This window comes from Curtobacterium salicis, assembly GCF_011759505.1.
GTDB classification, from domain to species: Bacteria; Actinomycetota; Actinomycetes; order Actinomycetales; family Microbacteriaceae; genus Curtobacterium; species Curtobacterium salicis.
This window is the reverse complement of sequence record NZ_JAAOYO010000004.1, coordinates 222173-247914: the sequence shown is the minus strand read 5'-3', so window position 1 is coordinate 247914 and position 25742 is coordinate 222173. Positions and strand designations below refer to the sequence as shown.

The 25742-nt window shown below is 70.9% G+C and carries 26 protein-coding genes and 2 tRNA genes; 9 read left to right on the top strand and 19 right to left on the bottom strand.

The features are described from left to right. Window positions 1-35: 35 nt before the first annotated feature. The 3 genes from rplJ to E9228_RS13465 form a co-directional block, all read right to left on the bottom strand. A complete protein-coding gene (gene rplJ, locus E9228_RS13475) occupies window positions 36-551 on the bottom strand; it encodes a 50S ribosomal protein L10 (protein WP_110902650.1) in 516 nt (171 codons plus the stop codon). Window positions 552-850: 299 nt separating this feature from the next. Beyond that, complete coding sequence (locus E9228_RS13470; RefSeq protein WP_166781058.1) at window positions 851-2413, bottom strand: sensor histidine kinase; 1563 nt, start codon at window positions 2411-2413, stop codon at window positions 851-853. Between the two features lie 14 nt (window positions 2414-2427). After that, window positions 2428-3168: a response regulator transcription factor gene (locus E9228_RS13465; RefSeq protein ID WP_425248380.1), complete on the bottom strand. Its 741-nt coding sequence runs from the start codon at window positions 3166-3168 to the stop codon at window positions 2428-2430. A gap of 105 nt (window positions 3169-3273) precedes the next feature. On the opposite strand from E9228_RS13465, the gene E9228_RS13460 reads away from it, so the two are divergent. From E9228_RS13460 to E9228_RS13440, 5 genes are all read left to right on the top strand, one after another. Next, window positions 3274-4338 carry an acyl-CoA dehydrogenase gene (locus E9228_RS13460; protein ID WP_166781057.1) on the top strand — a complete coding sequence of 355 codons (1065 nt, stop codon included), beginning with the start codon at window positions 3274-3276 and terminating at the stop codon, window positions 4336-4338. Continuing rightward, entirely contained in the window at window positions 4335-5729 is a 1395-nt protein-coding gene (locus tag E9228_RS13455) for a PIG-L family deacetylase (RefSeq protein WP_341849894.1), read from the top strand. Before E9228_RS13460 ends, E9228_RS13455 begins: the two co-directional genes overlap by 4 nt. Then, window positions 5726-6469, top strand: coding sequence for a glycosyltransferase family 2 protein (locus tag E9228_RS13450; RefSeq protein WP_341849893.1), 744 nt, complete (start codon window positions 5726-5728; stop codon window positions 6467-6469). The genes E9228_RS13455 and E9228_RS13450 overlap by 4 nt, the downstream gene beginning before the upstream one ends. A gap of 129 nt (window positions 6470-6598) precedes the next feature. After that, a complete protein-coding gene (locus E9228_RS13445; protein WP_166781055.1) occupies window positions 6599-8137 on the top strand; it encodes an ABC transporter permease in 1539 nt (512 codons plus the stop codon). After that, complete coding sequence (locus E9228_RS13440; RefSeq protein ID WP_166781054.1) at window positions 8137-8976, top strand: ABC transporter ATP-binding protein; 840 nt, start codon at window positions 8137-8139, stop codon at window positions 8974-8976. Before E9228_RS13445 ends, E9228_RS13440 begins: the two co-directional genes overlap by 1 nt. Before the next feature lie 160 nt (window positions 8977-9136). Here E9228_RS13440 and E9228_RS13435 read toward each other — a convergent pair whose 3' ends face one another. From E9228_RS13435 to E9228_RS13410, 6 genes are all read right to left on the bottom strand, one after another. Next, the gene (locus E9228_RS13435; protein ID WP_166781053.1) at window positions 9137-10078 is read right to left on the bottom strand and encodes a TolB family protein; all 942 of its coding nucleotides are present in this window, start codon (window positions 10076-10078) and stop codon (window positions 9137-9139) included. Window positions 10079-10276: 198 nt separating this feature from the next. Next, entirely contained in the window at window positions 10277-11116 is an 840-nt protein-coding gene (locus E9228_RS13430) for an ABC transporter permease subunit (RefSeq protein ID WP_166781052.1), read from the bottom strand. Next, window positions 11109-12104 (bottom strand): carbohydrate ABC transporter permease, encoded by a 996-nt coding sequence (locus E9228_RS13425; protein ID WP_166781051.1) that lies wholly within the window; start codon window positions 12102-12104, stop codon window positions 11109-11111. The genes E9228_RS13430 and E9228_RS13425 overlap by 8 nt, the downstream gene beginning before the upstream one ends. A 92-nt stretch (window positions 12105-12196) precedes the next feature. After that, window positions 12197-13498, bottom strand: a complete 1302-nt coding sequence (locus E9228_RS13420) for an ABC transporter substrate-binding protein (RefSeq protein WP_166781050.1) — start codon at window positions 13496-13498, stop codon at window positions 12197-12199. A gap of 116 nt (window positions 13499-13614) precedes the next feature. Continuing rightward, window positions 13615-14724 carry a Gfo/Idh/MocA family protein gene (locus tag E9228_RS13415; RefSeq protein ID WP_166781049.1) on the bottom strand — a complete coding sequence of 370 codons (1110 nt, stop codon included), beginning with the start codon at window positions 14722-14724 and terminating at the stop codon, window positions 13615-13617. Next, the gene (locus tag E9228_RS13410) at window positions 14721-15467 is read right to left on the bottom strand and encodes a TIM barrel protein (protein WP_166781048.1); all 747 of its coding nucleotides are present in this window, start codon (window positions 15465-15467) and stop codon (window positions 14721-14723) included. The genes E9228_RS13415 and E9228_RS13410 overlap by 4 nt, the downstream gene beginning before the upstream one ends. A gap of 141 nt (window positions 15468-15608) precedes the next feature. On the opposite strand from E9228_RS13410, the gene E9228_RS13405 reads away from it, so the two are divergent. Further along, window positions 15609-16820 carry an ROK family transcriptional regulator gene (locus E9228_RS13405; protein WP_166781047.1) on the top strand — a complete coding sequence of 404 codons (1212 nt, stop codon included), beginning with the start codon at window positions 15609-15611 and terminating at the stop codon, window positions 16818-16820. A 62-nt stretch (window positions 16821-16882) separates the two neighbouring features. Beyond that, window positions 16883-17593, top strand: a complete 711-nt coding sequence (locus E9228_RS13400; protein WP_166781046.1) for a YqaJ viral recombinase family protein — start codon at window positions 16883-16885, stop codon at window positions 17591-17593. On the opposite strand, the gene E9228_RS13395 is transcribed toward E9228_RS13400, so the two are convergent. The 6 genes from E9228_RS13395 to E9228_RS13370 form a co-directional block, all read right to left on the bottom strand. After that, entirely contained in the window at window positions 17544-18194 is a 651-nt protein-coding gene (locus E9228_RS13395) for a Pr6Pr family membrane protein (RefSeq protein WP_166781045.1), read from the bottom strand. The two genes, E9228_RS13400 and E9228_RS13395, sit on opposite strands and share 50 nt — an antisense overlap. 120 nt (window positions 18195-18314) lie before the next feature. Next, window positions 18315-19004 (bottom strand): 50S ribosomal protein L1, encoded by a 690-nt coding sequence (gene rplA / locus E9228_RS13390; RefSeq protein ID WP_166781044.1) that lies wholly within the window; start codon window positions 19002-19004, stop codon window positions 18315-18317. An 80-nt stretch (window positions 19005-19084) separates the two neighbouring features. After that, entirely contained in the window at window positions 19085-19516 is a 432-nt protein-coding gene (gene rplK, locus E9228_RS13385; RefSeq protein ID WP_110824626.1) for a 50S ribosomal protein L11, read from the bottom strand. 143 nt (window positions 19517-19659) lie between these two features. After that, entirely contained in the window at window positions 19660-20775 is a 1116-nt protein-coding gene (gene nusG, locus E9228_RS13380) for a transcription termination/antitermination protein NusG (protein WP_166781043.1), read from the bottom strand. 170 nt (window positions 20776-20945) lie between these two features. Next, window positions 20946-21221: a preprotein translocase subunit SecE gene (gene secE / locus E9228_RS13375; RefSeq protein WP_111044383.1), complete on the bottom strand. Its 276-nt coding sequence runs from the start codon at window positions 21219-21221 to the stop codon at window positions 20946-20948. Window positions 21222-21240: 19 nt separating this feature from the next. After that, window positions 21241-21313 (bottom strand) — tRNA-Trp (locus E9228_RS13370). A 248-nt stretch (window positions 21314-21561) separates the two neighbouring features. On the opposite strand from E9228_RS13370, the gene E9228_RS13365 reads away from it, so the two are divergent. After that, window positions 21562-22743 (top strand): aminotransferase class I/II-fold pyridoxal phosphate-dependent enzyme, encoded by a 1182-nt coding sequence (locus E9228_RS13365; protein ID WP_166781332.1) that lies wholly within the window; start codon window positions 21562-21564, stop codon window positions 22741-22743. Window positions 22744-22881: 138 nt separating this feature from the next. Here the strand turns inward: E9228_RS13365 and E9228_RS13360 are convergent, their stop codons facing one another. Genes E9228_RS13360 through E9228_RS13350 form a run of 3 tightly spaced genes read right to left on the bottom strand, consistent with a single transcriptional unit; the run spans window position 22882 to window position 24784 of the window. After that, window positions 22882-23919 (bottom strand): UDP-N-acetylmuramate dehydrogenase, encoded by a 1038-nt coding sequence (locus tag E9228_RS13360; protein ID WP_208386265.1) that lies wholly within the window; start codon window positions 23917-23919, stop codon window positions 22882-22884. Further along, entirely contained in the window at window positions 23916-24338 is a 423-nt protein-coding gene (locus E9228_RS13355; protein ID WP_166781041.1) for a MaoC/PaaZ C-terminal domain-containing protein, read from the bottom strand. Before E9228_RS13355 ends, E9228_RS13360 begins: the two co-directional genes overlap by 4 nt. Continuing rightward, window positions 24335-24784 carry an FAS1-like dehydratase domain-containing protein gene (locus E9228_RS13350; RefSeq protein WP_166781040.1) on the bottom strand — a complete coding sequence of 150 codons (450 nt, stop codon included), beginning with the start codon at window positions 24782-24784 and terminating at the stop codon, window positions 24335-24337. Before E9228_RS13350 ends, E9228_RS13355 begins: the two co-directional genes overlap by 4 nt. Window positions 24785-24910: 126 nt before the next feature. On the opposite strand from E9228_RS13350, the gene E9228_RS13345 reads away from it, so the two are divergent. Then, complete coding sequence (locus tag E9228_RS13345; RefSeq protein WP_166781039.1) at window positions 24911-25318, top strand: hypothetical protein; 408 nt, start codon at window positions 24911-24913, stop codon at window positions 25316-25318. 332 nt (window positions 25319-25650) lie between these two features. Here the strand turns inward: E9228_RS13345 and E9228_RS13340 are convergent. Beyond that, a tRNA-Met gene (locus tag E9228_RS13340) sits at window positions 25651-25724 on the bottom strand. Window positions 25725-25742 lie beyond the last annotated feature (18 nt).

Sequence of the window (25742 nt, the reverse complement as noted above, 5' to 3'; positions counted from 1 at the left end):
TCAGTACGTGATGTGGTTGTGGAACGCGTGCCTGGTCAGGCCGCGGACTCCTGCTTCTCGCGGAGGGCGTCCACCGTGCGGACGGCCTGCGAGAGGGGTGCGTTGAACAGGTACGCAGCACCGAACAGCGAGGCCTTGAAGGCGCCGGCGAGCTTGCCGAGCAGCACTTCGCGGGACTCGAGGTCGGCGAGCTTGTCCACCTCGGTCGCGGAGAGCGGGTTACCGTCGAAGTAACCACCCTTCACCACGAGCTCGGGGTTCGCCTTGGCGAATGCACGCAGCGACTTCGCGACGGCGACGGTGTCACCGTGGACGAAGGCGAGAGCGGACGGACCGGCGAGCTCGTCGTCGAACGACGTGATGCCTGCCTCGTTGGCCGCGATCTTGGTCAGCGTGTTCTTCACCACGGCGTACGTGGCGTGCTCACGGATCGAGTTGCGGAGCTCCTTGAGCTGCGCGACCGTGAGACCGCGGTACTCGGTGAGCAGAACGGCGTTCGAGCTACGGAAGGACTCCGTGAGCTCGGCGACCGCAGCTTCCTTGTTCGCCATGGTTCTCCTTGGGGTTCTTGCTGGCAGCCCCGGGTCCCATGGCTGTGGTGAACACAACCCGCACACGAAAAAAGCTCCGGCGCAGAGGCTCGGAGCTGCTCCCGCACGATGTGTGGGAGTGGTTCTGAACACCTGCGCGGGCGGCCTCGTGACGAGGACCTTCGGTCACTGTCCGTACCTGAGCACGGCAGCAACGACCAGCGGTCTTTGGCTGAACAGAACCGTACCACACGACGGCGGCGGTCCGGAACCACCGACCAGCCGGGAGGCGCGGTCCCCGCCCGCCCCGCCGGTCCCGCTCACGAGCGCTCCGGCACCCCGGACCACGTGTCCACGTCGGCATCGCCGACAGCAGCATTGCCGGCAGCAGCAGCGCCGCCGCCGCCGACGGCCGGCGCGCCCCCGACCGGCGCACCGGCGACCGCCGGCTCGCCCGCGACGTGGTCCGCACCCGCGCCCCGTGCGAGCAGGTGCACCGTGAACACCGTCGCGCCCGGTTCGCTCGTGACGCCGACCTGACCGCCGTGCGCCTGCACGACGGCGTCGACGATCGCGAGCCCGAGCCCCGTCGACCCCGCGGTGCGCGAGCGTGAACTGTCCGCGCGGGCGAACCGCTCGAAGAGCTTCGGCAGGAACTCCGGGTCGATGCCCTGTCCGTCGTCGCGGACGGTGAGGTCGACGCCACCGTCGGTGGCCGGTGCGATGCCGACGGTGATGCGCGTGCCGTCGGGCGTGTGGGTACGGGCGTTGGTGACGAGGTTGACGATCACCTGGTGCAGGCGTGCCGCGTCGCCGACGACCTCGACGGGCTCGGCGGGCAGGTCGACCTCGATCGGGTGGTCCGGCGAGGCAGCGTGGGCGTCGTTGACGGCGTCGAGCACGAGGCCGGTCAGGTCGACGTCGGCGAACTGGATCTCGCGGCCCTCGTCGAGTCGGGCGAGGAGCAGCAGGTCCTCGACCATCGAGGTCATCCGGACGGACTCCGACTCGACCCGGCTCATCGCGTAGACGACGTCCGGCGGCAGGTCGGCACCCATCCGCCGGGTGAGTTCGGCGTACCCGCGGATCGAGGCGAGGGGCGTCCGGAGTTCGTGCGAGGCGTCGGCGACGAACTGCCGGACCTTCTGTTCGGACCGTTCGCGGGCCTGCATGGCGTTCCCGATGTGCCCGAGCATCCGGTTGAAGGCGGTGCCGACGCGGCCGACCTCGGTCGCGGGGTCGGCGTCGGGCACGCGGACGCCGTCGAGCGCGTCGCTGCGGTCGAGGGGCATCCGGGCGACGGTCGAGGCGGTCTCGGCGACGCGGTCGAGCGGCCGGAGTGCGCGACGGACGGCGGCGGTGGCGACGGCTGAGGCGACGAGGAGGGCGAGCACGGTGACCACGAGCACCACCCCGAGCAGCTTCCACACGCTCTCGTACACCGGCGCGAGTGGCAGTCCGACGACGAGCACGGCGGGACCGACGTTCGCGGCCGTCACCCGGTAGCGGCCGAGGTCCGACCCGAGGTCGATGGTGTGCGGCTGCCCGTCGACGGCCAGCCCGCTGAGCGGCCGGACCACGGCGGTCGACAGACGTTCGGCCTGGCCCGAGTTGTCGAGGAGGCTACCGACGACCGCGTTGCCGTCGAGGATGTACACCGTCAGGGTTCCGGCCGCCTGCGCGGACGGGCGCCCGAACTCCGGCCCGTTCGGCCCCTGCTGTTCGACCGATCGCTGCGCCCGGCTCGTCGCGTACTGCAGTTGCTCGTCGATGGCCGAGCGTTGGATGGAGAAGAGCGCGATGATGCTGCCGCCCCCGATCACCGCACTGACGGCGACGACCAGGGCGACGATGCTCAGGACGAGCCGGCGACGGAGGGTCATGCGGGCGCCCGGGTTCAGGCGGTGGGCTTGATGACGTAGCCGACGCCACGCACCGTGTGGATCATCGGCTGCTCGCCGACGTCGATCTTCTTGCGCAGGTAGGAGATGTAGATCTCGACGACGGAGGACTTGCCGCCGAAGTCGTACGACCACACCCGGTCCAGGATCTGCGCCTTCGACAGCACGCGGCGGGGGTTGCGCATGAGGAAGCGGAGCAGTTCGAACTCGGTCGCGGTGAGTTCGATCGACCGGCCGGCGCGCGTGACCTCGTAGGACTCCTCGTCGAGCACCAGGTCGCCGACGACGATGCGGGAGTCCCCGGCCTCGCTCACGGAGATCTGCGAGCGGCGGATGAGCCCACGGAGGCGTGCGACGACCTCTTCCAGGGAGAACGGCTTGGTGACGTAGTCGTCGCCGCCGGCGGTGAGACCGGTGACGCGGTCTTCGACGGAGTCCTTGGCGGTGAGGAACAGCACCGGGGTGTCGTCGTTGTTCTGGCGCAGCCGGCTGAGGACCTGCAGCCCGTCGAGGTCCGGCATCATCACGTCGAGCACCATCGCGTCCGGGTGGAACTCCCGCGCCTTGGTGAGGGCGTCCTGCCCGCCGTTCGCGCTCCGGACATCCCAGCCCTCGTAGCGGAGCGCCATCGAGAGCAGGTCGGTGAGGCTGGCTTCGTCGTCGACGACCAGGATGCGCAACGGCGAACCGTCGGCACGCGTGAGGCGCGGGGGTGCGGAGGGCTGGGAGATGGTCACGTCTTCGAGTATCGAGAGATTCCTATGAGCCGTCTGTGGCCCGTCCCAGTGCGCCCTGTGGATCGACCTCGCGATGTGGATGGACACCTCATTAGCCTGGTCGTGATGCTGGTCTCCCCTGCCTGGTCCGACGGCGCGCGCCACGTCGCCACCGCCGCGATCGCCGCCCTCGTGGACGGACCGGACACCACCGCCGGGAGGGCCGTCCCGCCCCCGCCGCACCGGCTCACCGTCGCGCAGACCCTCGCGGCCACCACCCCGCCGCTCGTGGCCGGCACCGCCGGCCAGGTCTTCGCGACCCTCGCCGCCGTCGCCGCGGCGGACGTCGCGACCGCCCGGGTGGTCGAACCGCACCTCGACGCCCTGACCATCCTGGCGCAGGCCGGGGTGGAGGTCCCCGCGGGCTCGACGTGGGGTGTCTACGCTGCCGAGGCCCCGGGCCTCCGCCTCGAGGCGCACCCCGCCGGAGCCGAACCGGTCGGCACGGTCGTCCTCGACGGCACGAAGCCCTGGTGCTCCCTCGCGTCGACGCTCTCGCACGCCCTCGTCACCGCCCACGTCGGGGACGAGCGCCGACTCGTCGCGGTGTCGCTCCGCCAAGACGGCGTCGTGCCGCACGACGCGGTCTGGGTCGCCCGTGGGCTGCCCGACGTGCCGAGCGGCCCGGTCGACTTCACCGACGTCCGGGCCAGCGTGGTCGGGGAACCCGGCTGGTACCTCCGACGTCCGGGCTTCGCCTGGGGCGGCATCGGGGTCGCGGCCTGCTGGTGGGGCGGTGCCGTCGGGCTGGCCCGGGTGCTCCGTGCCCACGCCGCCGCACGTCCGGACTCCGAACTGCTCCGGACCGCACTCGGTTCAGTGGTCGCGGACCTGGCCGACGCGGAGGACGCCGTCGCCGGTGCTGCCCGGCTGATCGACGACAGCGCCAGCGGGTCCGACGACGCCGACTGGCCCCTCGTCGCACAGCTCGTCCGGTCCCGGGTGCGTCGCGCCGTCGACGCCGTCCGGACCGAGGTCGTCCGCTCGATCGGCCCGGGGCCGCTGACGAGCGACCCCGCCGTCGCCGCGCGGGTCGCCGACCTCGAGCTCTACGTGCTGCAGGACCACGGTGACCGCGACCTCGCCCGCATCGGCCGGATGGTGCTCGAGCGCGGCGGTGTCGCGTGGTGAGCTTCGACCACCGGGCCCCGGGGACCGACCCGGACGCCTGGACGCCGGTGCTCGACGCGGTCGACTCGCTGCCGGTCACCCTGGACCGCCACGACCGGGTGCTCGTCGTGGCGCCGCACCCCGACGACGAGACCCTCGGTGCCGGCGGGCTCATCGCGACCGCGGCGGACGCCGGACTGCCGGTGCACGTCGTCCTGGTCAGCCGGGGCGAGGGTTCGCACCCGGACTCCCCCACGACCACGGCCGCGGACCTCGCCGTCCGTCGGGCCGAGGAGTTCCGTGTCGCGCTCCTGGCGCTGCACCCCGCGGTGACGTCCTCCGTCCTGGACGTGCCGGACGGCGGCCTGCGGGAGCACGCCGAGGTCCTCGCGGTCGCACTCACCGAGCAGCTGGCGACCGGGCCGGGCTCCGCCACACCCGGGCGCACCCTGCTCGTGGCGCCGTGGCGCGGCGACGGCCACCGTGACCACCGGATCGCAGGCGAGATCGCCGAGCGCATCGCCGCGGACGCGCCCGACGTCGACCTGCTGTCCTACCCGGTGTGGGCGTGGCACTGGGACGACCCGGCCACGCCGGAGTTGCCCGTCGCCGGGCTCCGCGCGCTGCCGCTGTCGACGGCCGTGCTCGACCGGAAGCGCCGGGCCCTCGACGCCCACGACTCGCAGGTCCGCCCCCTCTCGCCGGCGCCCGGGGACGAGGCGATCGTCGACGACCGGCACGCCCGGCACCACCTGCGCACCGAGGAGTGGTTCGTGACCGCGGACACCGAGCACGCGACGACCGAGCCCGCGACGGCCTCGCGCTCTCGCGAGTCCTTCGACGCCCACTACGACCGGAAGCCCGAGGGCTGGGACTTCGACGGCTCCTGGTACGAGCAGCGGAAACGTGCCGTGACCCTCGCCGCCCTCCCCCGCCCCCGCTTCCGATCGGCGCTCGAGCTCGGCTGCGCCACCGGCGTGCTCACCGCTGCGCTGACCGAGCGCGCCGACGCCGTCCTCGGCACCGACATCTCGCGGGCGCCGCTCGAGCGTGCCCGTCGGCGAGCGCCGTCCGCCCGGTTCGTCCAGGCCGCCCTGCCCGCCGAGTGGCCGACCGGACGCTGGGACCTGGTGGTGATGTCGGAGGTCGGGTACTACCTCTCCCCGGCCGACCTCGACGTCACGATCGACCGCGTGCTCGCGTCGCTCGACGACGACGGCGTGCTCGTCGCCTGCCACTGGCGACACCCGGACAGCGACGCCGTGACGGACGGGGACACGGTCGACGCGCACCTGTCCGCCCGCTGGCCCCGGCCGGCACTCGTCCGGCACGTGGAGCCGGACTTCGTCCTCAGCGTCCTGCCCGGTCCGTCGGTGACGAGCGTCGCCCGGGCCGAGGGACTCGTCCGGTGACGCCGCGCCTCGACGTCGTCGTCCCGGCCCACGATGAACAGGACCGGATCACCGCCTGTCTGGAGGCACTGGGCACCGCCGTCTCGACCCTCCGGCACGAGCACCCGGACGTTGCGGTCCACGTGACGGTCGTCCTCGACGGTTGCACCGACGACACCGCGGCGCTGGTCGCCGCCCGCGCCGCCGGGTCCTCGTGGCTCGACTCGCTGGTCACCGACCACGTCGGGGTCGGTCCGGCTCGGTCGCTCGGTGCCGCACATGCTCTGGCCCGACCGCTCGCAGCCGCCGACGACCAGCCCGAGGACCACGACGCCGACCTCGACCGGCGCTGGCTCGCCCACACCGACGCGGACTCCCGGGTGTCGGCGCGGTGGCTCGTGCAGCAGCTCGACGCCCTCCTGGCCGGTGCGCACGTCCTCGTCGGGGCCGTCGTGCCGGACCCGGCGGACCTCGACGCCGTGGTCCTCGCCCGGTGGCAGGCGACGCACCCGCCCGGGGCCACGCTCGGCCACGTGCACGGGGCGAACCTCGGCATCCGGTCGGACGCCTACCGTGCGGTCGGCGGTTTCGACCCGGTGCCCGAGCACGAGGACGTGCGGTTGGTGGCCCGCGCCCGCGCGCTGGGGCTGCGTGTGGACGCGACCACGAGCCTCCCGGTCGTCACCAGCGGTCGGTTCGACGGCCGGACCCCCGGCGGGTACGCGGAGCACCTCCGCCGCACCTACGGCGACGCGTCCTGACGTCCACACACTCCTCATAGCGGACCGAAGGGGTGCCCTTGGCACCCCTTCCTAGGTTCTCCTCGTCGGCCCCCGCCGCGCGATCCGCGCGACCGGGGCTCCCGGAGCCGGCCCCCATCGAGGAGAACCATGTTCCTGACCTACCTCAGGCGCGAGCTCACGAACCGCAAGAAGCAGACGGTCATCATCGCGGTCGGGATGGCGCTGGCCATCGCGCTCGTCGTCATCGTCTCGTCGATCGCGAGCGGCGTGCAGTCCGCCCAGTCGAGCGTCCTGGCGTCCGTGTACGGCGTCGGCACCGACATCACCGTGACGAAGACCGAGACCCCGTCGTCGAGCAGCACCGGACGGCCGTCGTTCGACTTCGGCGACCAGGGTTCGTCGGACAGCAGCAGCGGTTCGACGGACCTCTCGCAGTCCCGCCTGGCGGTGTCCCGCGGGTCGAGCACCCTGACCGCGGCGAACGTGGCGACGGTCACCGGCACCGCCGGGGTCGAGGCCGCGACCGGGGTCCTGACACTCGAGAACAGCACGTTCTCCGGGCAGGTCGAGCAGAACAGCAGCAGCAGCAGTGACAGCAGCAGCAGTGACAGCGCGGCGCAGGGCGGCCCGCCCAGCGGCACCGGGCAGGGCGGCGGCGGCGGCTTCGGCGGCGGCTCGTTCAGCGTCGACTCGTTCACCGTCACCGGCATCCCCGTGTCCGGCGACACGGTCGGCCCGCTCACGAGCACCGAGACGACGAAGGGTCGCACCTTCACCGCGGCCGATGCCGGCAAGGACGTCGTCGTGCTCGACTCGGCGTACGCCACGAGCGAGTCCGAGGCCGTCGGCGACACCGTCTCGATCGGCGGGAAGACCTTCGACGTCATCGGCATCGTCGCCTCGACCGGGTCGGCGTCCACCACCGGCTCGAACACGTACATCCCGCTCGACACCGCGCAGACGCTCGCCGACCTGTCCGGCAAGGTGACCTCCGTGTACGTCTCCGCGGAGTCGTCCTCCGACGTCGCGACGGTCAAGGCCGCGTTGCAGGAGCAGCTGTCGGGCGCGACCGTGTCCACCGAGTCCGACCTCGCCTCGAGCGTCTCCGGCTCCCTGGCGACGGCGTCGAGCCTCGTGTCGAACCTCGGCCGGTGGCTGTCGATCGTCGTCCTGGCGGCGGCGTTCCTCATCGCGATCCTGTTCACCATCTCCGGCGTCACCCGGCGCACCCGGGAGTTCGGCACCCTCAAGGCCATCGGCTGGTCGAACGGTCGGATCACCCGGCAGGTCGCGGGCGAGTCGCTCGTGCAGGGTCTGATCGGCGGCGTCATCGGTGCCGCGGCGGGGCTCGTCGGCATCCTCGTGGTGAACGTCATCGCCCCCACCGTCTCGGCGAGCGCCACCACCAGCACCCGGACCGGCCCCGGCTCAGGCGGTGGCATGCCCGGTGCAGCGGCGACGGCGGCGGCCGGCAGCGGCACGACCGGCGGCGCTCCCGCGGGTGGCTTCGGGGGCGGCGGTCAGGCGGCGGCGACCACGGACGTCGTGCTGCACGCGCCGGTCACCGTCGAGGTGATCCTGCTCGCGATCGGGCTCGCGGTCCTCGGCGGGCTGCTCGCCGGTGCGCTCGGCGGGTGGCGGGCCTCCCGGCTGCGTCCCGCGGAAGCGCTCCGGAGCGTGGCCTGATGCCGACGGACCGCCGCACCCCGACCGGCACCAGCGGCACCGGCACCGGCACCAGCACGACCAGCACGACCAGGACGACCACCCCGACGACCGACCCAGGAGCCATCGTGACCACCACCGAGACCGCACCGACCACCGGCGGCGTGCCCACCGCCTCCCGGCCCGTCTACCGCCTGTCGGGCGTGACGAAGACCTACCGACAGAAGAACCGGACCGTGACGGCACTGGCCGGTGTCGACCTCGAGATCCCGCAGGGGCAGCTCGTCGCCGTCCAGGGCCCGACCGGCGGCGGCAAGTCGACGCTGCTGCAGATGCTCGGTGCCCTCGACCGGCCCAGCAGTGGCTCGGTGTACCTGGGCGACCGGGACGTCGCGTCCCTCGGGGACCGTGCGCTCACCGACGTCCGGGCGACCGACATCGGCTTCGTGTTCCAGAGCTTCAACCTCATCCCGACCCTCAGCGCACTCGAGAACGTCGAGACGGCGTTCGCAGGCAGCCTCGCCAACCGGTCGCGAGCCGAGGTCCGCGAACGGGCGAGCACCGCCCTGCGCGAGGTCGGCCTCGAGGAGCGGCTCGACCACCTGCCCGCGGAGCTCTCGGGCGGGCAGCAGCAGCGCGTCGCGATCGCCCGAGCGCTGGTGAAGGACCCGACGGTCCTGCTGGCCGACGAGCCGACCGGTGCGCTCGACGAGGGCACCCGCGACGAGATCATGGGCCTCATCGAGCGGCAGTGGAAGGACCGCGGGTTGACGGTCGTCATCGTGACGCACGACTCGTGGGTCGCGCGGCGCGCGGAGCGTCGGCTGCACATCAAGCAGGGACAGGTCCGCGACGTGTAGTCGCGGCGTCGCGCCGGCGGGCGGGGGCGGGGGGCGGCAAAACACCGGTGTTCGTGCGTCACACCGCGGATCTCCGCGGCGTGACGGACGAACACCGGTGTTCCACGGAGCTCGGCCGCGCCAGTCGCACCGCAGCCGCCGCGCCGCGACCGCGGCGGCGTCAGCCCGCCGCGACCGGGTAGTCGCAGTACGCGAACCACGACGAGTCCGGCGCCCACGGCGGCACGTTCACGGTCCCCTGCCCACCGTCGAGGGCGACCAGCGTCTCCGGCACCACGGCGATCCGCGCACCACGGGCGAGGAGCCCGGGCAGCAGCCGCAACTCCACCCGGTGGTCGGCCGGGTGCCCCTGCACGCCGGGCTCGTACGACAGGTAGAGCAGGTGCGCGCCGTCCGGTGAGACGTGCGGGAACCAGTTCACCCGCTCGTCGCCCGTGATCTGCACGGGGTCGGTCGACCCGTCCCGCAGCGCCGCGAGCTGCGCGGTACCGGGGGTGAAGCGTTCGGTGTTGAACAGCAGGGTCCCGCCGTCCGGGGTCCATGCGCACCCGTCGTCCGGGTGCCCGTCACGGGTGCGGAACGTCGTGGCACCGGTCGCCGGGTCGACGAGGGCGACGTCGGTGGTCCAGACGCCCTCCGGTGAGCGCTCGCCGACGATCGCGGCCAGGGCGGAGCCGTCCGGTGCGACGCCGTGCAGGTAGTACTTCCGCACCGTCGGCAGCACGGCGGCGGTGTCGGTGATCCGGACCCCGGTGCCGCCGCCCGGCAGGGGCACGCGGTACAGCTCGCCGTCACGACCGCTCACCACGACGGACTCCCCCGAGGGCTCCAGCACGTGGTCGTTGTTGATCTCGGGCACGCCCGCCATCGGCACCGGCACCAGGGCCGTCTCGTCGAGGACGGTCCCGGCCGCCGGCACGGGCAGCAGCCAGAGGTCGCCGTCGGCGTTGAGCACGAGGGTGTCGGCGTCCAGGACGTTCGGCGCCTCGACCAGCACCGTGTCCGAGGCGAACACCAGACGAGCGGTCCGCGTCTCGACGTCGTACACGTGCACGCGGCTGGTCTGTCCGGGCAGCAGTTGCCGCCCACGGGTCTCGGTCATGCGTCCATCCTGTCGTGCGAGATCGGTCGAGCGGGCGGGCGGGAGCGGGCGGCGAGACACCGGTGTTCGTCGGAGACGCCGCGCCAAAGCGCGATGCCACGCACGAACACCGGTGTTTCGCAGACAACGGGCCGCACCACAGACGGGAGGCGCGGTGCGGGACGGACCCGCACCGCGCCTCCCGTCAGGTGGTCGCGGCTACTTCACCGCGCCGGCGGTGAGGCCGGCGACGAACTGGCGCTGCACCACGAGGAACGCGATGACGACCGGGATCGACACGACGAGCGAGGCCGCCATGATCTGGTTCCAGTACACGTTCGTCTGCGTCGAGTACTGCTGCAGACCGACCGCGAGCGTGGAGCCGAGGCCGTTCGTCATGACGGAGGCGAAGAGGACCTCGCCCCATGCCGTCATGAACGAGTAGATGCCGACCGCCACGAGACCCGGGCGGGCCGAGGGCAGGATGATCCGGAACAGCGCGCCCATCGGGCCGGAACCGTCGACCATCGCGGCCTCGTCGAGCTCACGCGGGATCGTCTCGAAGTAGCCCGCGAGCATCCAGATCGAGAACGGCAGCGTGAACGTCAGGTAGGTGATGATCAGGCCGAGCCAGCTGCCGACGAGCTGGATGCCGAGCGAGTTGCCGAGGTTCGTGAAGATCAGGAACAGCGGCAGCAGGAACAGCACGCCGGGGAACATCTGGGTCGAGAGCACCGTCGTGGTGAAGGCGGTCTTGCCCTTGAAGTTCCACCGCGACACCGCGTAGGCGGCGAACGTGGCGATGATCAGCGAGAACACCGTCGCGACCGTGCAGACCACGAGCGAGTTGATGAAGTACCGGCCGAGCGGGACCGTCGACCACATGTCGATGAACGGCTGGAACGTGATCCGCGACGGGATCCACGTGAAGTCGTTCTGCACGTCGCCGAGCGGCTTGATCGCCGTCGTGATCATGACGTAGAGCGGCACCACCGTGAAGACGGTGAGGAGTGCCAGGACGATGACCTTGAAGGACTTTGCGCCCACTGTTTCACGCACGGACGGACCTCCGGTTGGTGACGGCCAGGTAGATGCCGGTGACGACGAGCAGGAAGAGGAGGAGCAGGACGCTCATCGCAGCACCGGAGCCGAAGTTCCAGGTGATGAACGACGCGTTGTAGATGTGGAAGCTCAACAGGTCGGCGGCCGGCGGCTGCGCGGTCGACCCGAACAACACGAACGGTGTGTTGAAGTCGTTGAACGTCCAGAGGAACATCACGAGCACCAGGGTGACGTTGACCGGACGGACCATCGGGAGCGTGATCGAGCGCCACTGGCGGAACGGCTTCGCACCGTCGACGGAGGCTGCCTCGTACACGTCGGCCGGCACGGACTGCAGACCCGCCATGAGCATGAGGAACGCGAAGGGCCAGGTCTTCCAGATCGCCACGATGACGACGGCCACGAAGGCGTTGTTGCCGATGAGCCAGAACGGCGGGTTGGCGCCGAACAGGTGCAGCTGGTCCACCAGGACGTGGTTCAGGGCGCCGGAGTCACGCTGGAACATGAACTTCCACGTGATGACGCCGGCGTACATCGGCAGGGCGTACGGCACCAGGAACAGCGTGCGGAACAGGCCCCGGCCGAGGAACGGCTTCTGCAGGGCGACCGCGGCGGCCATGCCGAAGCCCCACGACAGCCCGACCACGAGGATCGTGAAGGCGCAGGTGATGAGGAACGAGTTGAGCAGCCCACGCCCGATGGCCTGGTCGAAGTCGACCGCGACGGAGTAGTTGCGCAGCCCGGCGAAGGGCGCGGCACCCCAGTTCGCGATGAAGTACTTGGTGAGCTGGACGAAGCTGATCCAAATGCCGACGAGCATCGGCACGATGTGGATGAGCAGCTCGAAGAGGATCGCGGGGCCGACGAGCGCGTACGGGAGCCACGGGACGCGACGCTTCCCGCGAGGCGACGGCCCCGAGAGGGTCGGCGCCTTGGTGTGCGTCAGGTCGATGGCCTCGGAGTCTGGCAGGACCGTCGTGGACATGGGCAGGCCTTCCGGCTGGTGGAGGGGGTTCGAGAGGTGGGGCGGGAGGCCCGGACCCGACCTGACGGTCGTGGTCCGGGCCTCCCGTCAGATCAGCCTGCGGCCTGGGAGACCTGGTCCTGGGCCGTCTGCAGCGCGCTCTTGATGTCCTTGTCGGACACCGTCGAACCCGTCGCGATCTTGGCGAACATGTCGTTCATCGCCTTGCCGACCGTGGACTCGAACTGGTCCTCGGCGGGCACCAGCGGGAGCGGCTTCGCCTTGTTGTTGTAGATGTCGAGGAACGTCTTCGTCTGCTCGTCCGTGACGGAGTCAGCAGCGGCGGCGAGCACCGGCAGTGCCGCGTACGGCTTGTCGAGCGTGGTCTGCGTGTCCGCGCTCGTCATGTACTTGACGAACTTCAGCGCGCCCTCCTTGTTCTTCGTGTTCTTGAAGACGGAGAGGTTGATGCCGGCCGGGAAGCTGGCGATCTGCTCGCCGCCGGTCGGAGCGGGCAGCGGGACGACGCCGTACTCGTCCGACTTCATGCCGAGCGAGTTGATGGTGTTGTTCGCGTTGTTCTGGTTGAGGATCATCGCGGCCTTCTTGTTCGCGAAGTCCGTGACCGACTGGGTGGCGTTGTCGTACTGCGCGTTCGACAGGTTCGCGGCCTTCGCGACCTGCATCAGGTCGATGTAGCGCTTGATGCCGTCGACGTTGGCGCTCGAGGTGAAGGTCGGCTTGCCGTCCTTGTCGAACCACTCGCCGCCGTTCTGCGCCGAGTTGATGAACGCGAAGTGCGCGTTCTCGGTGTACGACCCACCGGCGAGGCTGAAGCCGTAGGTGTCACCCTTGGTCAGCTTCTTGGCCGCGGTGACGAGGTCGTCCCAGTTCGTGGGCGGTTCGATGTTCGCGTCCTTGAGCATCTGCTTGTTGTAGAAGAGGCCGTAGGCGAGGCCGTAGAGCGGGACGCTCGTGACCGTCTTGCCGGGGGCGCCACCGGTCGAGAGCGCGACCTTGCCGAACTTGTCCGCACCGCCGATCGCCTTCATCTCCGAGTCACCGAACTCCTGGAAGGCGCCGGTGGCCTGGAGCGAGGTCGCCCAGGTGTTGCCGATGTTCACGACGTCCGGGCCCTGGCCCGAGGTGACGGCGGTCTGGATCTTCGTCTGGAGGTCGTTCCACCCGATGACCTGGAGGTTGACCTTGATCCCGGTCTCCTTGGTGAACTTCTCGAGGACGGGGGTCAGCACCTCCTTGTCGTTCTGGAGGGACGTGCCCTGGTTCGACGCCCAGTAGGTGAGCGTCTTCGAGTCGCCGGCGGAACCGGACGACCCGGAGGAGCAGGCTGCGAGGCCGGTCACGGTGAGTGCCGCGGCCGCGGTGATGGCCAGTGCGCGGATGGCAGTGCGCATGAGGCTCTACTTTCTCGTCGTTGAGATCTTGCAGGAGGGTGGTGATGGTGCTGGGTGCTGCTGTGTGGGACGGGGCAGGGCCGTGACGGACCAGGATCCGGTCGGGCTGGACCTGGTCAGGCCAGGGTCTGCTCCGCGGGGTCCCAACCCTCGGGGAGGGTCGGGGAGGGTGTGACCGTGCTCTCGACGAGCACGGTCTCACCACGTTCGGCTGCCTCGGCGATGGAGACCATCACGTCGAGGACGTGGAAGGCGAGGGCACCGGGGACCCGGTTCTCCTCACCCGCACGGAGGGAGCGGGCCAGGTCGACCACGCCCGTCCCCCGCGAGTAGGTGGACCCGACGGCGGGGATCGTCTCGGGCTCGTCGGCACCGAGGGAGTACAGCTCGGTGTCGCCGTCGAAGTCGTTCGGGTCGGGGAAGACGACCGTGCCGGTCTCGCCGGCGATCTCGACGAAGCCGGTGCGGCCGCGGTCGGACTCGAACGAGAACACGCTCTGTGCGCTGCCGCCGTTCTCGAACTGGATGAGTGCCGAGTGGTTCGTCGGGACGTCGACCGGGAACTCGGTGCCGGCCTTCGGTCCCGAGCCGATCGTGCGCGTGGCGCGGGACTTCGACGCGGTGGCGGTGACCTTCGCGACGGGTCCGAACGCCTGCACGAGGGTCGTGATGTAGTACGGGCCGATGTCGAACAGCGGGCCGGCGCCGTACGCGAAGAGGAACTCGGGGCTCGGGTGCCAGGACTCCGGGCCGGGGCTCTGGAAGAGGGTGAGCCCGTTCAGCGGGGTGCCGATGCGCCCGTCGCGGATCGTGCGCAGCGCGGTCTGCAGTCCGGCGCCGAGGAACGTGTCCGGGGCGACGCTGACCGTCTTGCCGGCGGCGACCGCGGCGTCACGCAGCTGCGCGGCGCTCTGGCGGTCGAGTGCGTAGGGCTTCTCGCCCCAGACGTGCTTGCCGGCGGCCAGGGCCTGCAGGGCGACCTCGACGTGCGCGGCCGGGATCGTGAGGTTCACGACGATCTCGATGGCGTCGATCGCGAGCAGCTCGTCGACCGTGCCGGAGCCGGGCACGCCCCACTTCTCGGCCTGCGACGCAGCCCGGGGCAGGTCGATGTCGGCGATGAAGAGGACCTCGACGTCGGGGAAGACCGTCAGGTTGGACAGGTACTGGTCCGAGATGACCCCGGCGCCGATGACGCCGACGCCGACGCGTCCTGCGCCGCTCATGCGTGTGCTCCCGCGAGGAAGGCGTACGAGTCGCGGACGGCCTGCACGACGTCGCCGTCGTGGTCGTCGAGCTCGATGACCTGCTGGGCGTGGGGTGCGGCGGCCACGATGTCGCGCACGGGCATGATGCCGTTGCCGACCGCGACCTGCTGCTTGTCGTCGTGCGAGCCGTCGCCGTCCTTGACGTGCAGGAAGCGGACCTGGTCGCCGAGCCGGCCGAGCACGGCCACCGGGTCGTCCCCGCCGACCTTCGCCCAGTAGGTGTCCAGCTCGAGGACGACGGCGTCGGAGAGCGCGCCGGCGAAGACCTCGAAGGCGCTCGTGCCGTCGATCCGGTTCGAGAACTCGAACGCGTGGTTGTGGTACCCGAGTGCCAGGCCGTGGTCGGCGGCGCGCGGGGCGAGCTCGTTGAACGTCCGGGCGATGGCCTCGACGTCCGCGCGGGTGGTCCAGCGGGCTTCGTCGACGTGCGGGTCGATCAGGGTGCCGAGCCCGACGGTGACGCTCGCGCTGAGGATGCGCTCGAGTTCCTGCTCGTCCGCGTCGACCAGACGTGCGTGCCCGCTGGGCGCGGTCAGACCGGCCTGCTGCAGGGCGGCCGCGTACTCGTCGGCACGGTCGACGAAGCCGAAGAGTTCGACGTTCGTGAAACCGATGTCGGCGATCGTCGCCAGGGTTCCGGGGAGGTCCGTCGTCAGTGCGTCACGCACCGTGTAGAGCTGGACCGAGAGCGGTTGGGTCACCAGGTGTTCTCCTCATCGAGATGTGGTCTTCGCTGACCGATCGTCACACTATGGGGCCTTTTGTCGGCGGTCAAGCAAAAGTTCGCAGGGGTTCGACGACCTTCGTTGCGTGGCCCGGACGATGTGTGGTTCACTCCGAGCATGGTCGACTTGACACGGACGGCAACGACGCCGCCGGTCGGGGCCAGCGAGCTCTTCCAGATCCTGCGCGACGGCGTCCCGCGGACCCGCGGTGAACTCGCTGCCCTCACCGGGATGGCGCGCTCGACCATCGGCGTGCGCATCGACGCCCTCGTGGACGTCGGACTCGTCGGCGCCGTCGACACGGCCGCCTCGACGGGTGGTCGTCCCCCGGCACAGATCGCGCTGCGCCCCGCCGCGCGACTCGTCGTCGCCGCCGACCTCGGCGCCTCCCACGGCCGCGTCGCCGTCACGGACCTGATCGGCCGGCAGCTCGCCACCCGCGACGCCAGCATCGACATCGCCGCCGGCCCCGTCCCCACGCTCGAGTGGCTCGTCGGCGTGGTCGACGAACTCCTCGACTCGGTCGGACGTGTCCGGGACGACGTCATCGCGTTCGGCATCGGCCTGCCCGGCCCCGTCGAGTTCTCGACCGGGCGCCCGGCGAACCCGCCGATCATGCCCGGCTGGGACGGGTTCGACGTCCCGGGCTGGCTGCGGCAGCACGTCCGCGCCCACGTGCTCGTCGACAACGACGTGAACATCGCGGCACTCGGCGAACGGGCGCACGGCTGGCCCGACCTCGACCACCTGCTCTTCGTCAAGGTCGCGACCGGGATCGGCTCGGGCATCGTGTCCGAGGGCCGGCTCCAGCGCGGTGCACAGGGCACCGCGGGCGACATCGGGCACGTCCGGGTCTCCCGCGCCGGCGACGTCCCCTGCCACTGCGGCAACACCGGCTGCCTGGAGGCCGTCGCCTCCGGCCCCGCGATCGCCCGGGCACTCCGCGCGAAGGGCCACGACGTGCACACCAGTGCCGACGTCATCGAACTCGTCGCCCGGTCGGACCTCGACGCGATCGGCGCGGTCCGCCAGGCGGGCCGGGACATCGGCGAGGTCCTCGCCACCTGCGTCTCCCTCATCAACCCGTCGGTCATCGCACTCGGTGGTTCGATCACCCAGGCCGGGGAGCACCTGCTCGCCGGCGTCCGCGAGGTCGTCTACTCCCGTTCGATGCCCCTCGCCACCGAGCACCTCGTCATCGCGCAGTCCCGAGCCGGGTCGATCGCCGCTCTCCAGGGCGCTGCCGCCCTGGCCATCGCGTACGCGCTCTCCCCCGCGGGCGTCGACGAGCTGGTCACGATGGCCGAGGGTCGGCAGCTGGTCTCCTGACCGCCGCACCCCGACCGCGTGCCGGTTTCGCGGGTGCCGGTGGTCGGGTGGAGAATCATCGGGTGACGATCGTGCAGCCCACTCTCTGGGGCGACCTGGATGACGGGTGGGAGGCCCAGCCCGGCCCCGTCACGTCGGCCGGCGGTCGGTCCTCCGGTGCTGCTCGACCGGCCCGCGCACACGACGCCTTCACCGCCCTCCGCGGGCACACCGAGCGGATCGTGGCGCACTCGTCGGACCGGGTCGCCTGGCTCCGCGCCCGCGCGATGGGCATCACGGCCACCGACGTCGCACGCCTCGCCTCGCTGCGCGCCGTCGACGCGGTCGTCGCCGACAAGCGGTACGGCTCCCGGTTCGCCGGCAACGTCTACACCGAGCACGGCAAGGAACGCGAACCCGTCATCGCCTCGTGGGTCGCGGCGACCCACGGCATCCAGCCCTCCGCACACCTGTTCCACGCGGCCACGAACCGGGCGCACCTGGCGACACCGGACGGCGTGGGCCTCGACCGCGACGGACGCCTGCTCCTCGCCGAGATCAAGACGACCTCGAACGGGTTCACCCGCGTCCCCCGGCACTACATGCGGCAGGTGTGGTGGCAGCAGTACGTGCTCGGAGCCGACCGGACGCTGTTCGTCTGGGAGAAGCACGACGACTTCGTGCCGGTCGCCGACGAGCCCGAGTGCCGCTGGATCGACCGTGACGACGACGCCATCCGCGGACTCATCGCACTCGCGGACCTGGTGCTCGACCGCCTGCGGGACGCTCGCTGACCGGGATCAGCCGCAGTCGGGACAGCGCGACGACGATCAGCCCCATCAGGCCGATGAACACCGCGACGCCCAGGCAGTACAGGGTCACGACGCCGTAGCCCGAGTCGGGGTCGAGGAACGGGTAGGGCACCCAGCCGTCGGTCGCTCCGCGGATCACGACCACGACGAGCCAGACCGCGGGGTAGACGAGGAACCACCAGACGTCCCGGAAGAACAGCCGGCTGCGGTCCGAGAAGAGCAGCCAGTCGAGCACGGCGTAGAGCGGGATCCACCGGTGCAGGACGTCGTTCGACCAGGACTCCCCCACCGCCTGACCGACCTGCACGAGCAGCGTGTTGTAGACCAGGCCGGTCGTCGCGATGTAGACCGTCGCCGCGCCGCGGAACAGGTCCAGCCGTCGCCCGGCGTCACGGCGTCCGGCTGCGGCCACCACGGTGAGGACGAAGACGACGGCGACCAGGATGTTCGACTGGTTCGTGAAGTAGCCGAAGAAGTTCCAGAACACGAACCCGTTCTGCAGTGCGCGCTGCAGGTCGTCGACGATCGCCGCGACGATGGCGATCGCGGCCACGAGCCGCAGGACGTTCACGAAGATCCGCACGGCCCAACGGTACTGGTCCGGCACCCGGTCCGGCGGACGACGAACGGCCCGCACCGGAGTGCGGGCCGTTCGTGTGGTGCAGTGCCGCTGGGGATCAGGACGATCCGCCGCTGATCAGGATCAGAAGACGTTGACGTCCAGCGGGATGCCCGGGCCGAAGGTCGTCGAGACGGCGCCCTTCATGATGTAGCGGCCCTTCGCGGCGCTCGGCTTGAGACGGACGATCTCGTCGAGCGCGGTGGTGATGTTCTCGTCGAGCTGCTCCGGCGTGAACGAGGCCTTGCCGACGACGAAGTGCACGTTGGAGTGCTTGTCGACGCGGAACTCGATCTTGCCGCCCTTGATGTCGTTCACGGCCTGGGCCACGTTCGGCGTCACGGTGCCGGTCTTCGGGTTCGGCATGAGGCCACGCGGGCCGAGCACCTTGCCGAGACGACCGACCTTGCCCATGAGCTCCGGGGTCGAGACCGCGGAGTCGAACGAGGTGTAGCCCTCGGCGACCTTCGCGATGAGCTCGTCGCCACCGACCTCGTCGGCGCCGGCGGCGATGGCGGCCTCAGCGGCTGCACCCGTCGCGAAGACGATGACGCGGGCGGTCTTGCCGGTGCCGTGCGGGAGGATGACGGTGCCGCGCACCATCTGGTCCGCCTTGCGCGGGTCCACGCCGAGCTTCAGTGCGACCTCGACGGTGGAGTCGGTCTTCGCAGAGCCGGTCTCCTTCGCCAGGGCGACTGCCTCGGTCGGGGTGTAGAACTTGTCGGCCACGATCTTCGCGGCCGCGGCGCGGTACGCCTTGGACTTCTTCGCCATGGTGGTCTCCTTGCGAGATACGTGGTTGGCGAGCCGGCGCGGCTCTCCCACGGTGAGTACTGGGGTGTGGAGGGTGAGGCTCAGGCCTCGACCGTGATGCCCATCGAACGAGCGGTACCGGCGATGATCTTCGTCGCCTGCTCGATGTCGTTGGCGTTCAGGTCGGCCTGCTTGGTCTCGGCGATCTGACGGATCTGGTCCGCCGTGATGCGTCCGGCCTTCACCGTGTGCGGCGTCGCGGAACCCTTGTTCACACCCGCGGCCTTCTTGATGAGCTCAGCGGCCGGCGGGGTCTTGAGGATGAACGTGAACGAACGGTCCTCGTAGACGGTGATCTCCACCGGGATGACGTTGCCGCGCTGCGACTCGGTCTGGGCGTTGTACGCCTTGCAGAACTCCATGATGTTCACGCCGTGCTGACCGAGTGCCGGACCGATCGGCGGTGCCGGGTTGGCGGCGCCCGCGTTGATCTGCAGCTTGATCAGGCCCGTGACCTTCTTCTTCGGTGCCATGTTTCGCTTTCCTCCTGGGATCGAACGCACGGGGACCCGTGCACTCTCCCGCGTCTCCGGCGGTTCCGGATCGCGGTGACGGACCCGCAGCGCACGAGGCGCGCGGACCCAAACTCGAACAGTCTAGTGGATGGTGTCCAGCTCTAGAGCTTGGTCACCTGGTCGAAGCTGAGCTCGACCGGCGTCTCGCGCTCGAAGAGCGAGACGAGCACGGTGAGCTTGCCGCTCTCCGGCTTGATCTCGGAGATCGACCCGGGCAGACCCGCGAACGAGCCTTCCTTGATGGTGATCGTCTCGCCGACCTCGAAGTCGACCTCGGCCTGGGGCTGCGCCTGTGCGAATCCGCTGCCCTTCGCGCCGCCCTTGGTCGGAGCGGCCTCGGCGACCTGGACGAGCGACTTCAGCATGCCGAACGCCTCGTCGAAGCGCAGCGGGGTCGGGTTGTGCGCGTTGCCGACGAAGCCGGTCACACCCGGGGTGTGACGGACGACCGACCACGAGTCCTCGTCGAGGTCCATGCGGACGAGCACGTAGCCGGGGATGCGGACACGGGTGACCAGCTTGCGCTGCCCGTTCTTGATCTCGACGACGTCCTCCATCGGGACCTCGGCCTGGTAGATGTAGTCCTCCATCGACATCGAGACCATGCGGTTCTCGATGTTGGCCTTCACGCGGCGCTCGAAGCCCGCGTAGGAGTGGATGACGTACCACTTGCCCGGCTTCATCCGCAGTTCGGCCTTGAACGCCTCGTACGGGTCGACCTCGGACTCGTCGTCCTCGTCCTCGGCCGTGATCGTGACCTCGGTGTCGGGGGCCAGGTCGACCTCGGACTCCGGCGCGATGGCACCGAGCGTGTCGGCGGACTCCTCGGCGGCGATGGTCGCGTTCGCCTCGGCGGCGGTCTCGACCTCGAGCTCGGACTCTTCTTCGTCCTCGACGGCCTCGACGGCGGCCTCGGCCTCGTCGGCGGTGTCGATCTCGAGCGCGTCGTCGACGACGGCGTCGGCTTCCGGGTCACGGGACTCGGCGAGGGCGTCCAGGGTCTCGTCCAGCTCGGCGCCGACGGTGCCGTCGTCCGGCTCGTCGCTCAGGCCGAGGGACTCGTCGTCCTCGTCCTCGACGGAGATCGCGCGCTCCTCGGCGGAGTCGGTCGAACGGAGTTCGCTCGTCTCGACGTCGCCTTCCTGGTTCTCCTCGACCTCGGAAGACTGCTCGGCAGCGGTCGCGAGGTCGATGTCGTCGCGGGAGTAGTCAGACACAGTCGGTTCTTTCCGTTCGATGGTGCGGATCGGTGTGGCGCTCGGATCCCGGGCGGGGAACGGGTCGCCGTCTCCGGGAGACCGTACCCCGACGAGGACCGGAGCGGTCGGACCTGCGGTCAGGCCGGGCGCGCCAGGAGTGCAGCGCGCCGGGGTTCATGCCAGCTGGGTCAGGCCGTGGGGCCGTTGCCGAACACGTAGCCGACGCCGAGACCGAACACGAAGTCGAGGACCGACACGAGGATCATCATCACGACGACGAACACGAGCACGACGCCCGTGTAGCTGAAGAGTTCCTTGCGGGTCGGGGTGACGACCTTGCGCAGTTCGCCGAAGACCTGGCGGATGAACAGTGCGATCGCGGCGAAGGGCCCGCGGCGCTGTGCGCGGTCGACCTTTGCCTGGGCGACGACGTCGTCGGTCGTCTCCACGTCTTTGCTCGCCACTTCAACCCTTCCCGATGTGCAGGGCGGACAGGACTTGAACCTGCAACCTGCGGTTTTGGAGACCGCTGCTCTACCAATTGAGCCACCGCCCTTCGGAACGTCCACCCGTACGGGATCCGGTCGTTCCAGGGAGAAGAAGTCCGTTTCCGACAGACTTCAACCGCCGCAGAACAGTGTACGGGAGTCCCGACGGCGGTGTCCACTTGACGGATGCTCCGGCGCGGCGCGTCGGTAGGCTGACCCCGTGAGCACCGAAGCCGCCAGCCCTCAGCCCACCGACAGCCCCGACACCAGCACCCGCACGGGTACGGACGCCAGTGCGCCCGGGGACCGGCCGCGCATCGCCTCCCGGATCGCGGCCATCGCCGAGTCCGCCACGCTCAAGGTCGACGCCAAGGCGAAGGCGCTCAAGGCCTCGGGTCGTCCCGTGATCTCCTTCGCCGCAGGCGAGCCCGACTTCGCCACGCCGGCGCACGTCGTCGACGCGGCCGTCGCGGCAGCGCAGGACCCGGCGAACCACCGGTACACACCGGCCACCGGCCTCCCGGAGCTCAAGCGCGCCGTCGCGGAGAAGACCGCTCGCGACTCCGGCACCACCGTCGACCCGTCGCAGGTCATCATCACGAACGGCGGCAAGCAAGCCGTCTACCAGGCGTTCCAGACCGTGGTCGACGCCGGTGACGAGGTCCTGCTCCCCGCGCCGTACTGGACCACCTACCCCGAGGCCGTGCGTCTCGCCGGCGGTGTGCCCGTGGACGTCTTCGCCGGCAGCGACCAGGGGTACCTGGTCACCGTCGAGCAGCTCGAGGCGGCACGGACCCCGCGCACGAAGGCACTGCTCTTCTGCTCGCCCTCGAACCCGACCGGTGCCGTCTACTCCGCCGAGCAGACCCGTGCCATCGGCGCATGGGCGCTCGAGCACGGCATCTGGGTCATCAGCGACGAGATCTACCAGGACCTCGTCTACGACGGCCTGACCTTCTCCGGTGTGCTCGAGCAGGTCCCGGCGCTCGCGGACACGACGATCCTGGTGAACGGCGTCGCCAAGACGTACGCCATGACCGGCTGGCGGGTCGGCTGGATGGTCGGCCCGGCCGACGCGATCAAGGCCGCGTCGAACCTCCAGTCCCACCTGTCGTCGAACGTCTCGAACGTCTCGCAGCGCGCGGCGATCGCCGCCCTCACCGGTCCGCAGGAGCCCGTCACCGCCATGCGTGGCGCGTTCGACCGCCGCCGGAAGGCGATCGTGGCGGGCCTCAACGCGATCCCGGGCTTCGTCACGCCGGAGCCGCAGGGCGCGTTCTACGTCTACCCGGACGTCACCGCACTGCTCGGGCGCGAGTGGGCCGGCAGCACCCCCACCACGACGCTCGAACTGGCGGACCTGATCCTCGAGCACGCCGAGGTCGCGGTCGTCCCCGGCGAGGCGTTCGGACCCTCCGGGTACCTGCGCCTGTCGTACGCGCTCGGCGACGACGACATCGCCGAGGGCGTCGCGCGCCTGGCACGCTTCTTCGGCTGACCGCCTCCGTTCGGCACACCGCGCCCCGTCCCGTGACGGTGCGCGGTGTCGCCGACCGTGGTGCCGACACCGGCGACGTCCGGGAGGCACGCCCCGCGTCCGGCGCGCCGGTCCGGTCCGTCCGGTCCGTCCGGTCCGTCAGGCGAGCAGGTCGCCGACCACGACGGGCTCCGGCACGAGCGTCACACCGAAGCGGTTCGCCACCGTCACCTGCACGTAGCGGGCGAGTTCGGCGACCTGGGCGGCCGTCGCGCCCCCGCGGTTCGTCAACGCGAGCGTGTGCTTCGTGGAGATCCCCGCGCGGGACCCCGGGAGGCCGTAGCCGCGGTGCACGCCGGCGCGCTCGATGAGCCAGGCGGCGCTGAGCTTCACGTCGTCCCCGGCTGGCCACCGCGGGGCGTCGGCGGGCATGGTCCGGGCGAACCCGGCCGACACGATCGGGTTCGTGAAGAACGAGCCGGCACTCCAGGTGTCGGGGTCGGCGTCGTCGAGCACCATGCCCTTCGACCCGCGGAGCCGCAGCACCTCGGCGCGGACGTCGGCGGGGGCGACACGGGTGCCGAGCTCGACACCGAGCGAGCCGGCGAGCTGGGCGTAGCGCACCGGCACACCGCCCTCGATCGCCGTTCCCAGTCGGAACTCGACCATCAGGACCACTCCGCGTCGACCGTGCTTGAGGGTGCTCGTGCGGTAGCCGAGCGCCAGCTCGGACGCGGGGACCCAGGAACGCTCGCCGGTCTCGGCGTCGAGGAAGTCGACCGCGGTGAGCACGTCGGACAGCTCGACCCCGTAGGCGCCGATGTTCTGCACGGGGGCGGCGCCGACCGTGCCCGGGATGCCGCTGAGGGCCTCCAGACCGGTCCATCCGCGCTCGACGGTCGTCGCGATGAAGTCGTCCCACGGCTCTCCCGCGGCGACGCGGACGGTGACGCCGTCGGCGTCCGTCTCGGCCCGCACGCCGCGGGTGCGGACCACCACGACGGTCCCCGGGAAGCCCTGGTCGGCGACCAGCAGGTTGCTGCCGCCGCCGAGGACCAGCCAGTCGTCCTCGTCCGACCACGCGTCGATGACGTGGGCGACGAGTTCGTCCGTCGTCTCGGCGACCAGCAGTCGTCCGGCCGGTCCCCCGACGCGGAGGGTGGTGAGCTCGGCGAGCGTCGTGTCCGCCACGGTCAGTGGAACGCCACGGTGACCTGCGCCTTGCCGAGCACGGTCTGCCCGGCGGCGGTCACGGTGAGGTCGATGCGCAGCGGTCGGCCCTGTTCGTCGAGCGTGGCGACCTTCGCGACGACGCCGACGTCGGCCCCGTCGGCGGGGTCGACGACGACCGGGCGGGTGAAGCGGACCCCGTAGGAGGTGACCCAGCCGCGGTCGCCCAGCCACTCCGAGACGGACTGGACGGCGAGGCCCATGGTGAGCATGCCGTGCGCCAGGACACCGGGCAGGCCGACCGACGCGGCCACGTCGTCGCGGTAGTGGATGGGGTTGAAGTCCCCGGAGGCACCCGCGTAGCGGACGAGTGCGTCACGCGTCAGGTGGACCTGGCGCTCGGCGACGACGGTGCCGACCTGCGGGTCGGAGGTGGTGTCGGTCATGCGTCATCTCCTCGGACGACGAGGGTGGACGTGGCGGTGACGACGTGCTGGCCGTCGGCGTCGACCACACTCGACTCGGCGGTCACCATCGCGTTGCCGCCGAGGGTCTTCACGCTCGTCACGGCGAGGGTCGCGGTGAGCTCGTCCCCGGCGACGATCGGTCGCTTGTGGACGAACTTCTGTTCCCCGTGCACGACCCGGGAGAAGTCGATGCCGGCGTCCGGCTCGGCGAGCAGCTGCGCGAGCGTCGCCTCTTGCACGACGACCGCGAAGGTGGCCGGTGCGACGACGTCGGCGTGCCCGGCGGCGCGGGCGGCTGCGGGATCGGAGTGGATCGGGTTCGTCGCGAACACGGCGCGGGAGAACTCGCGCACCTTCTCACGACCGACCAGGTACGGCGGGGCCGGCGGGAACGTCCTGCCGACGAGCTCGGGGTTCACTGACACCGCAGCAGTCTACCGAGGCCCTCGGACGCCCGGTCCGTCCCGCGGACCCGGTTAGATGAGTTTGCATCGGTTAGGCTGACGGCGCGTCGGTCGGGGGTCGACCGCGCAGGTCCGCGGGGAGTGGCGATGGAGACGACGACCGAGTACACGGTGCTCGAGCACTACCGGTGCACGGCGGTGGAACTGGTCGACGCCGCCCTGCGCGCCCACGGGCACCGTGTCGTGCCCGAGGACGGGCGCCTGCTCGTGGCCGCCGGGGACCGGTTGGCGACCGCGCTGCTCGGCGCGTTCGTCCGGCCCTCCCGGCAGTACCGGCGGTACGAGGTCGCTCTGTCCAGCATCCCCGGGCACGCGGTGCTCACCTTGCGGCACGCGGACCACGGCGTGGCCGTCGTCGGCGGCATGATCGGGGCGAACCGGCGACGAGCCGCCTGGCACCACGTCGCAGCGCTCGTCGAGACGACGCTCCACGGCGGCGGGGTGCTCCTGCACCGGATCGACCGGATGGACACGGCGGGCATCTCCCTGCGCTGAGGCACCTGCGCGCTCGCGTCCGTCGGCGCGTGCCCGTGGCCGGCTGCGCATGTCCTCGGCGGAAGCGACAGTGGTGCGCCCGAGGCCCGCACCGATCCGTCGCCGTCACCGTCACCATCGCCGTCGCCGTCGCCGTCGCCGTCGCGAGCAGGTCCGGTACCGCGGAGGCGCTGGACGGGAGGCACGGCGCGGGTCCGCAGGGGACGGCGCCGACCGCCCCCCTCCCGGGAACGACGAAGGCCCGGCGCTGCTGCGCCGGGCCTTGCCGTCTTGACGTCGTTCCCGCCGGTCACACGACCGTGTCTGTCGACACTGTCGTCCCACCAGCACGGTAGCGAGGGCGGGACTTGAACCCGCGACACCACGATTATGAGCCGTGTGCTCTAACCAACTGAGCTACCCCGCCATGGATCCGCAGTGATCA

Bases quoted from the DNA above. Each gene is read 5' to 3' on its own strand.
- E9228_RS13460 (WP_166781057.1), top strand. From the start codon at position 3,274: ATGCTGGTCTCCCCTGCCTGGTCCGACGGCGCGCGCCACGTCGCCACC.
- E9228_RS13440 (WP_166781054.1), top strand. From the start codon at position 8,137: ATGCCGACGGACCGCCGCACCCCGACCGGCACCAGCGGCACCGGCACC.
- E9228_RS13355 (WP_166781041.1), bottom strand. From the start codon at position 24,338: ATGACCGACACCACCTCCGACCCGCAGGTCGGCACCGTCGTCGCCGAG.
- rplA (WP_166781044.1), bottom strand. From the start codon at position 19,004: ATGGCGAAGAAGTCCAAGGCGTACCGCGCCGCGGCCGCGAAGATCGTG.
- E9228_RS13435 (WP_166781053.1), bottom strand. From the start codon at position 10,078: ATGACCGAGACCCGTGGGCGGCAACTGCTGCCCGGACAGACCAGCCGC.
- rplJ (WP_110902650.1), bottom strand. From the start codon at position 551: ATGGCGAACAAGGAAGCTGCGGTCGCCGAGCTCACGGAGTCCTTCCGT.
- E9228_RS13415 (WP_166781049.1), bottom strand. From the start codon at position 14,724: ATGAGCGGCGCAGGACGCGTCGGCGTCGGCGTCATCGGCGCCGGGGTC.
- E9228_RS13470 (WP_166781058.1), bottom strand. From the start codon at position 2,413: ATGACCCTCCGTCGCCGGCTCGTCCTGAGCATCGTCGCCCTGGTCGTC.
- E9228_RS13425 (WP_166781051.1), bottom strand. From the start codon at position 12,104: ATGTCCACGACGGTCCTGCCAGACTCCGAGGCCATCGACCTGACGCAC.
- E9228_RS13420 (WP_166781050.1), bottom strand. From the start codon at position 13,498: ATGCGCACTGCCATCCGCGCACTGGCCATCACCGCGGCCGCGGCACTC.
- E9228_RS13405 (WP_166781047.1), top strand. From the start codon at position 15,609: ATGGTCGACTTGACACGGACGGCAACGACGCCGCCGGTCGGGGCCAGC.
- rplK (WP_110824626.1), bottom strand. From the start codon at position 19,516: ATGGCACCGAAGAAGAAGGTCACGGGCCTGATCAAGCTGCAGATCAAC.
- E9228_RS13345 (WP_166781039.1), top strand. From the start codon at position 24,911: ATGGAGACGACGACCGAGTACACGGTGCTCGAGCACTACCGGTGCACG.
- E9228_RS13445 (WP_166781055.1), top strand. From the start codon at position 6,599: ATGTTCCTGACCTACCTCAGGCGCGAGCTCACGAACCGCAAGAAGCAG.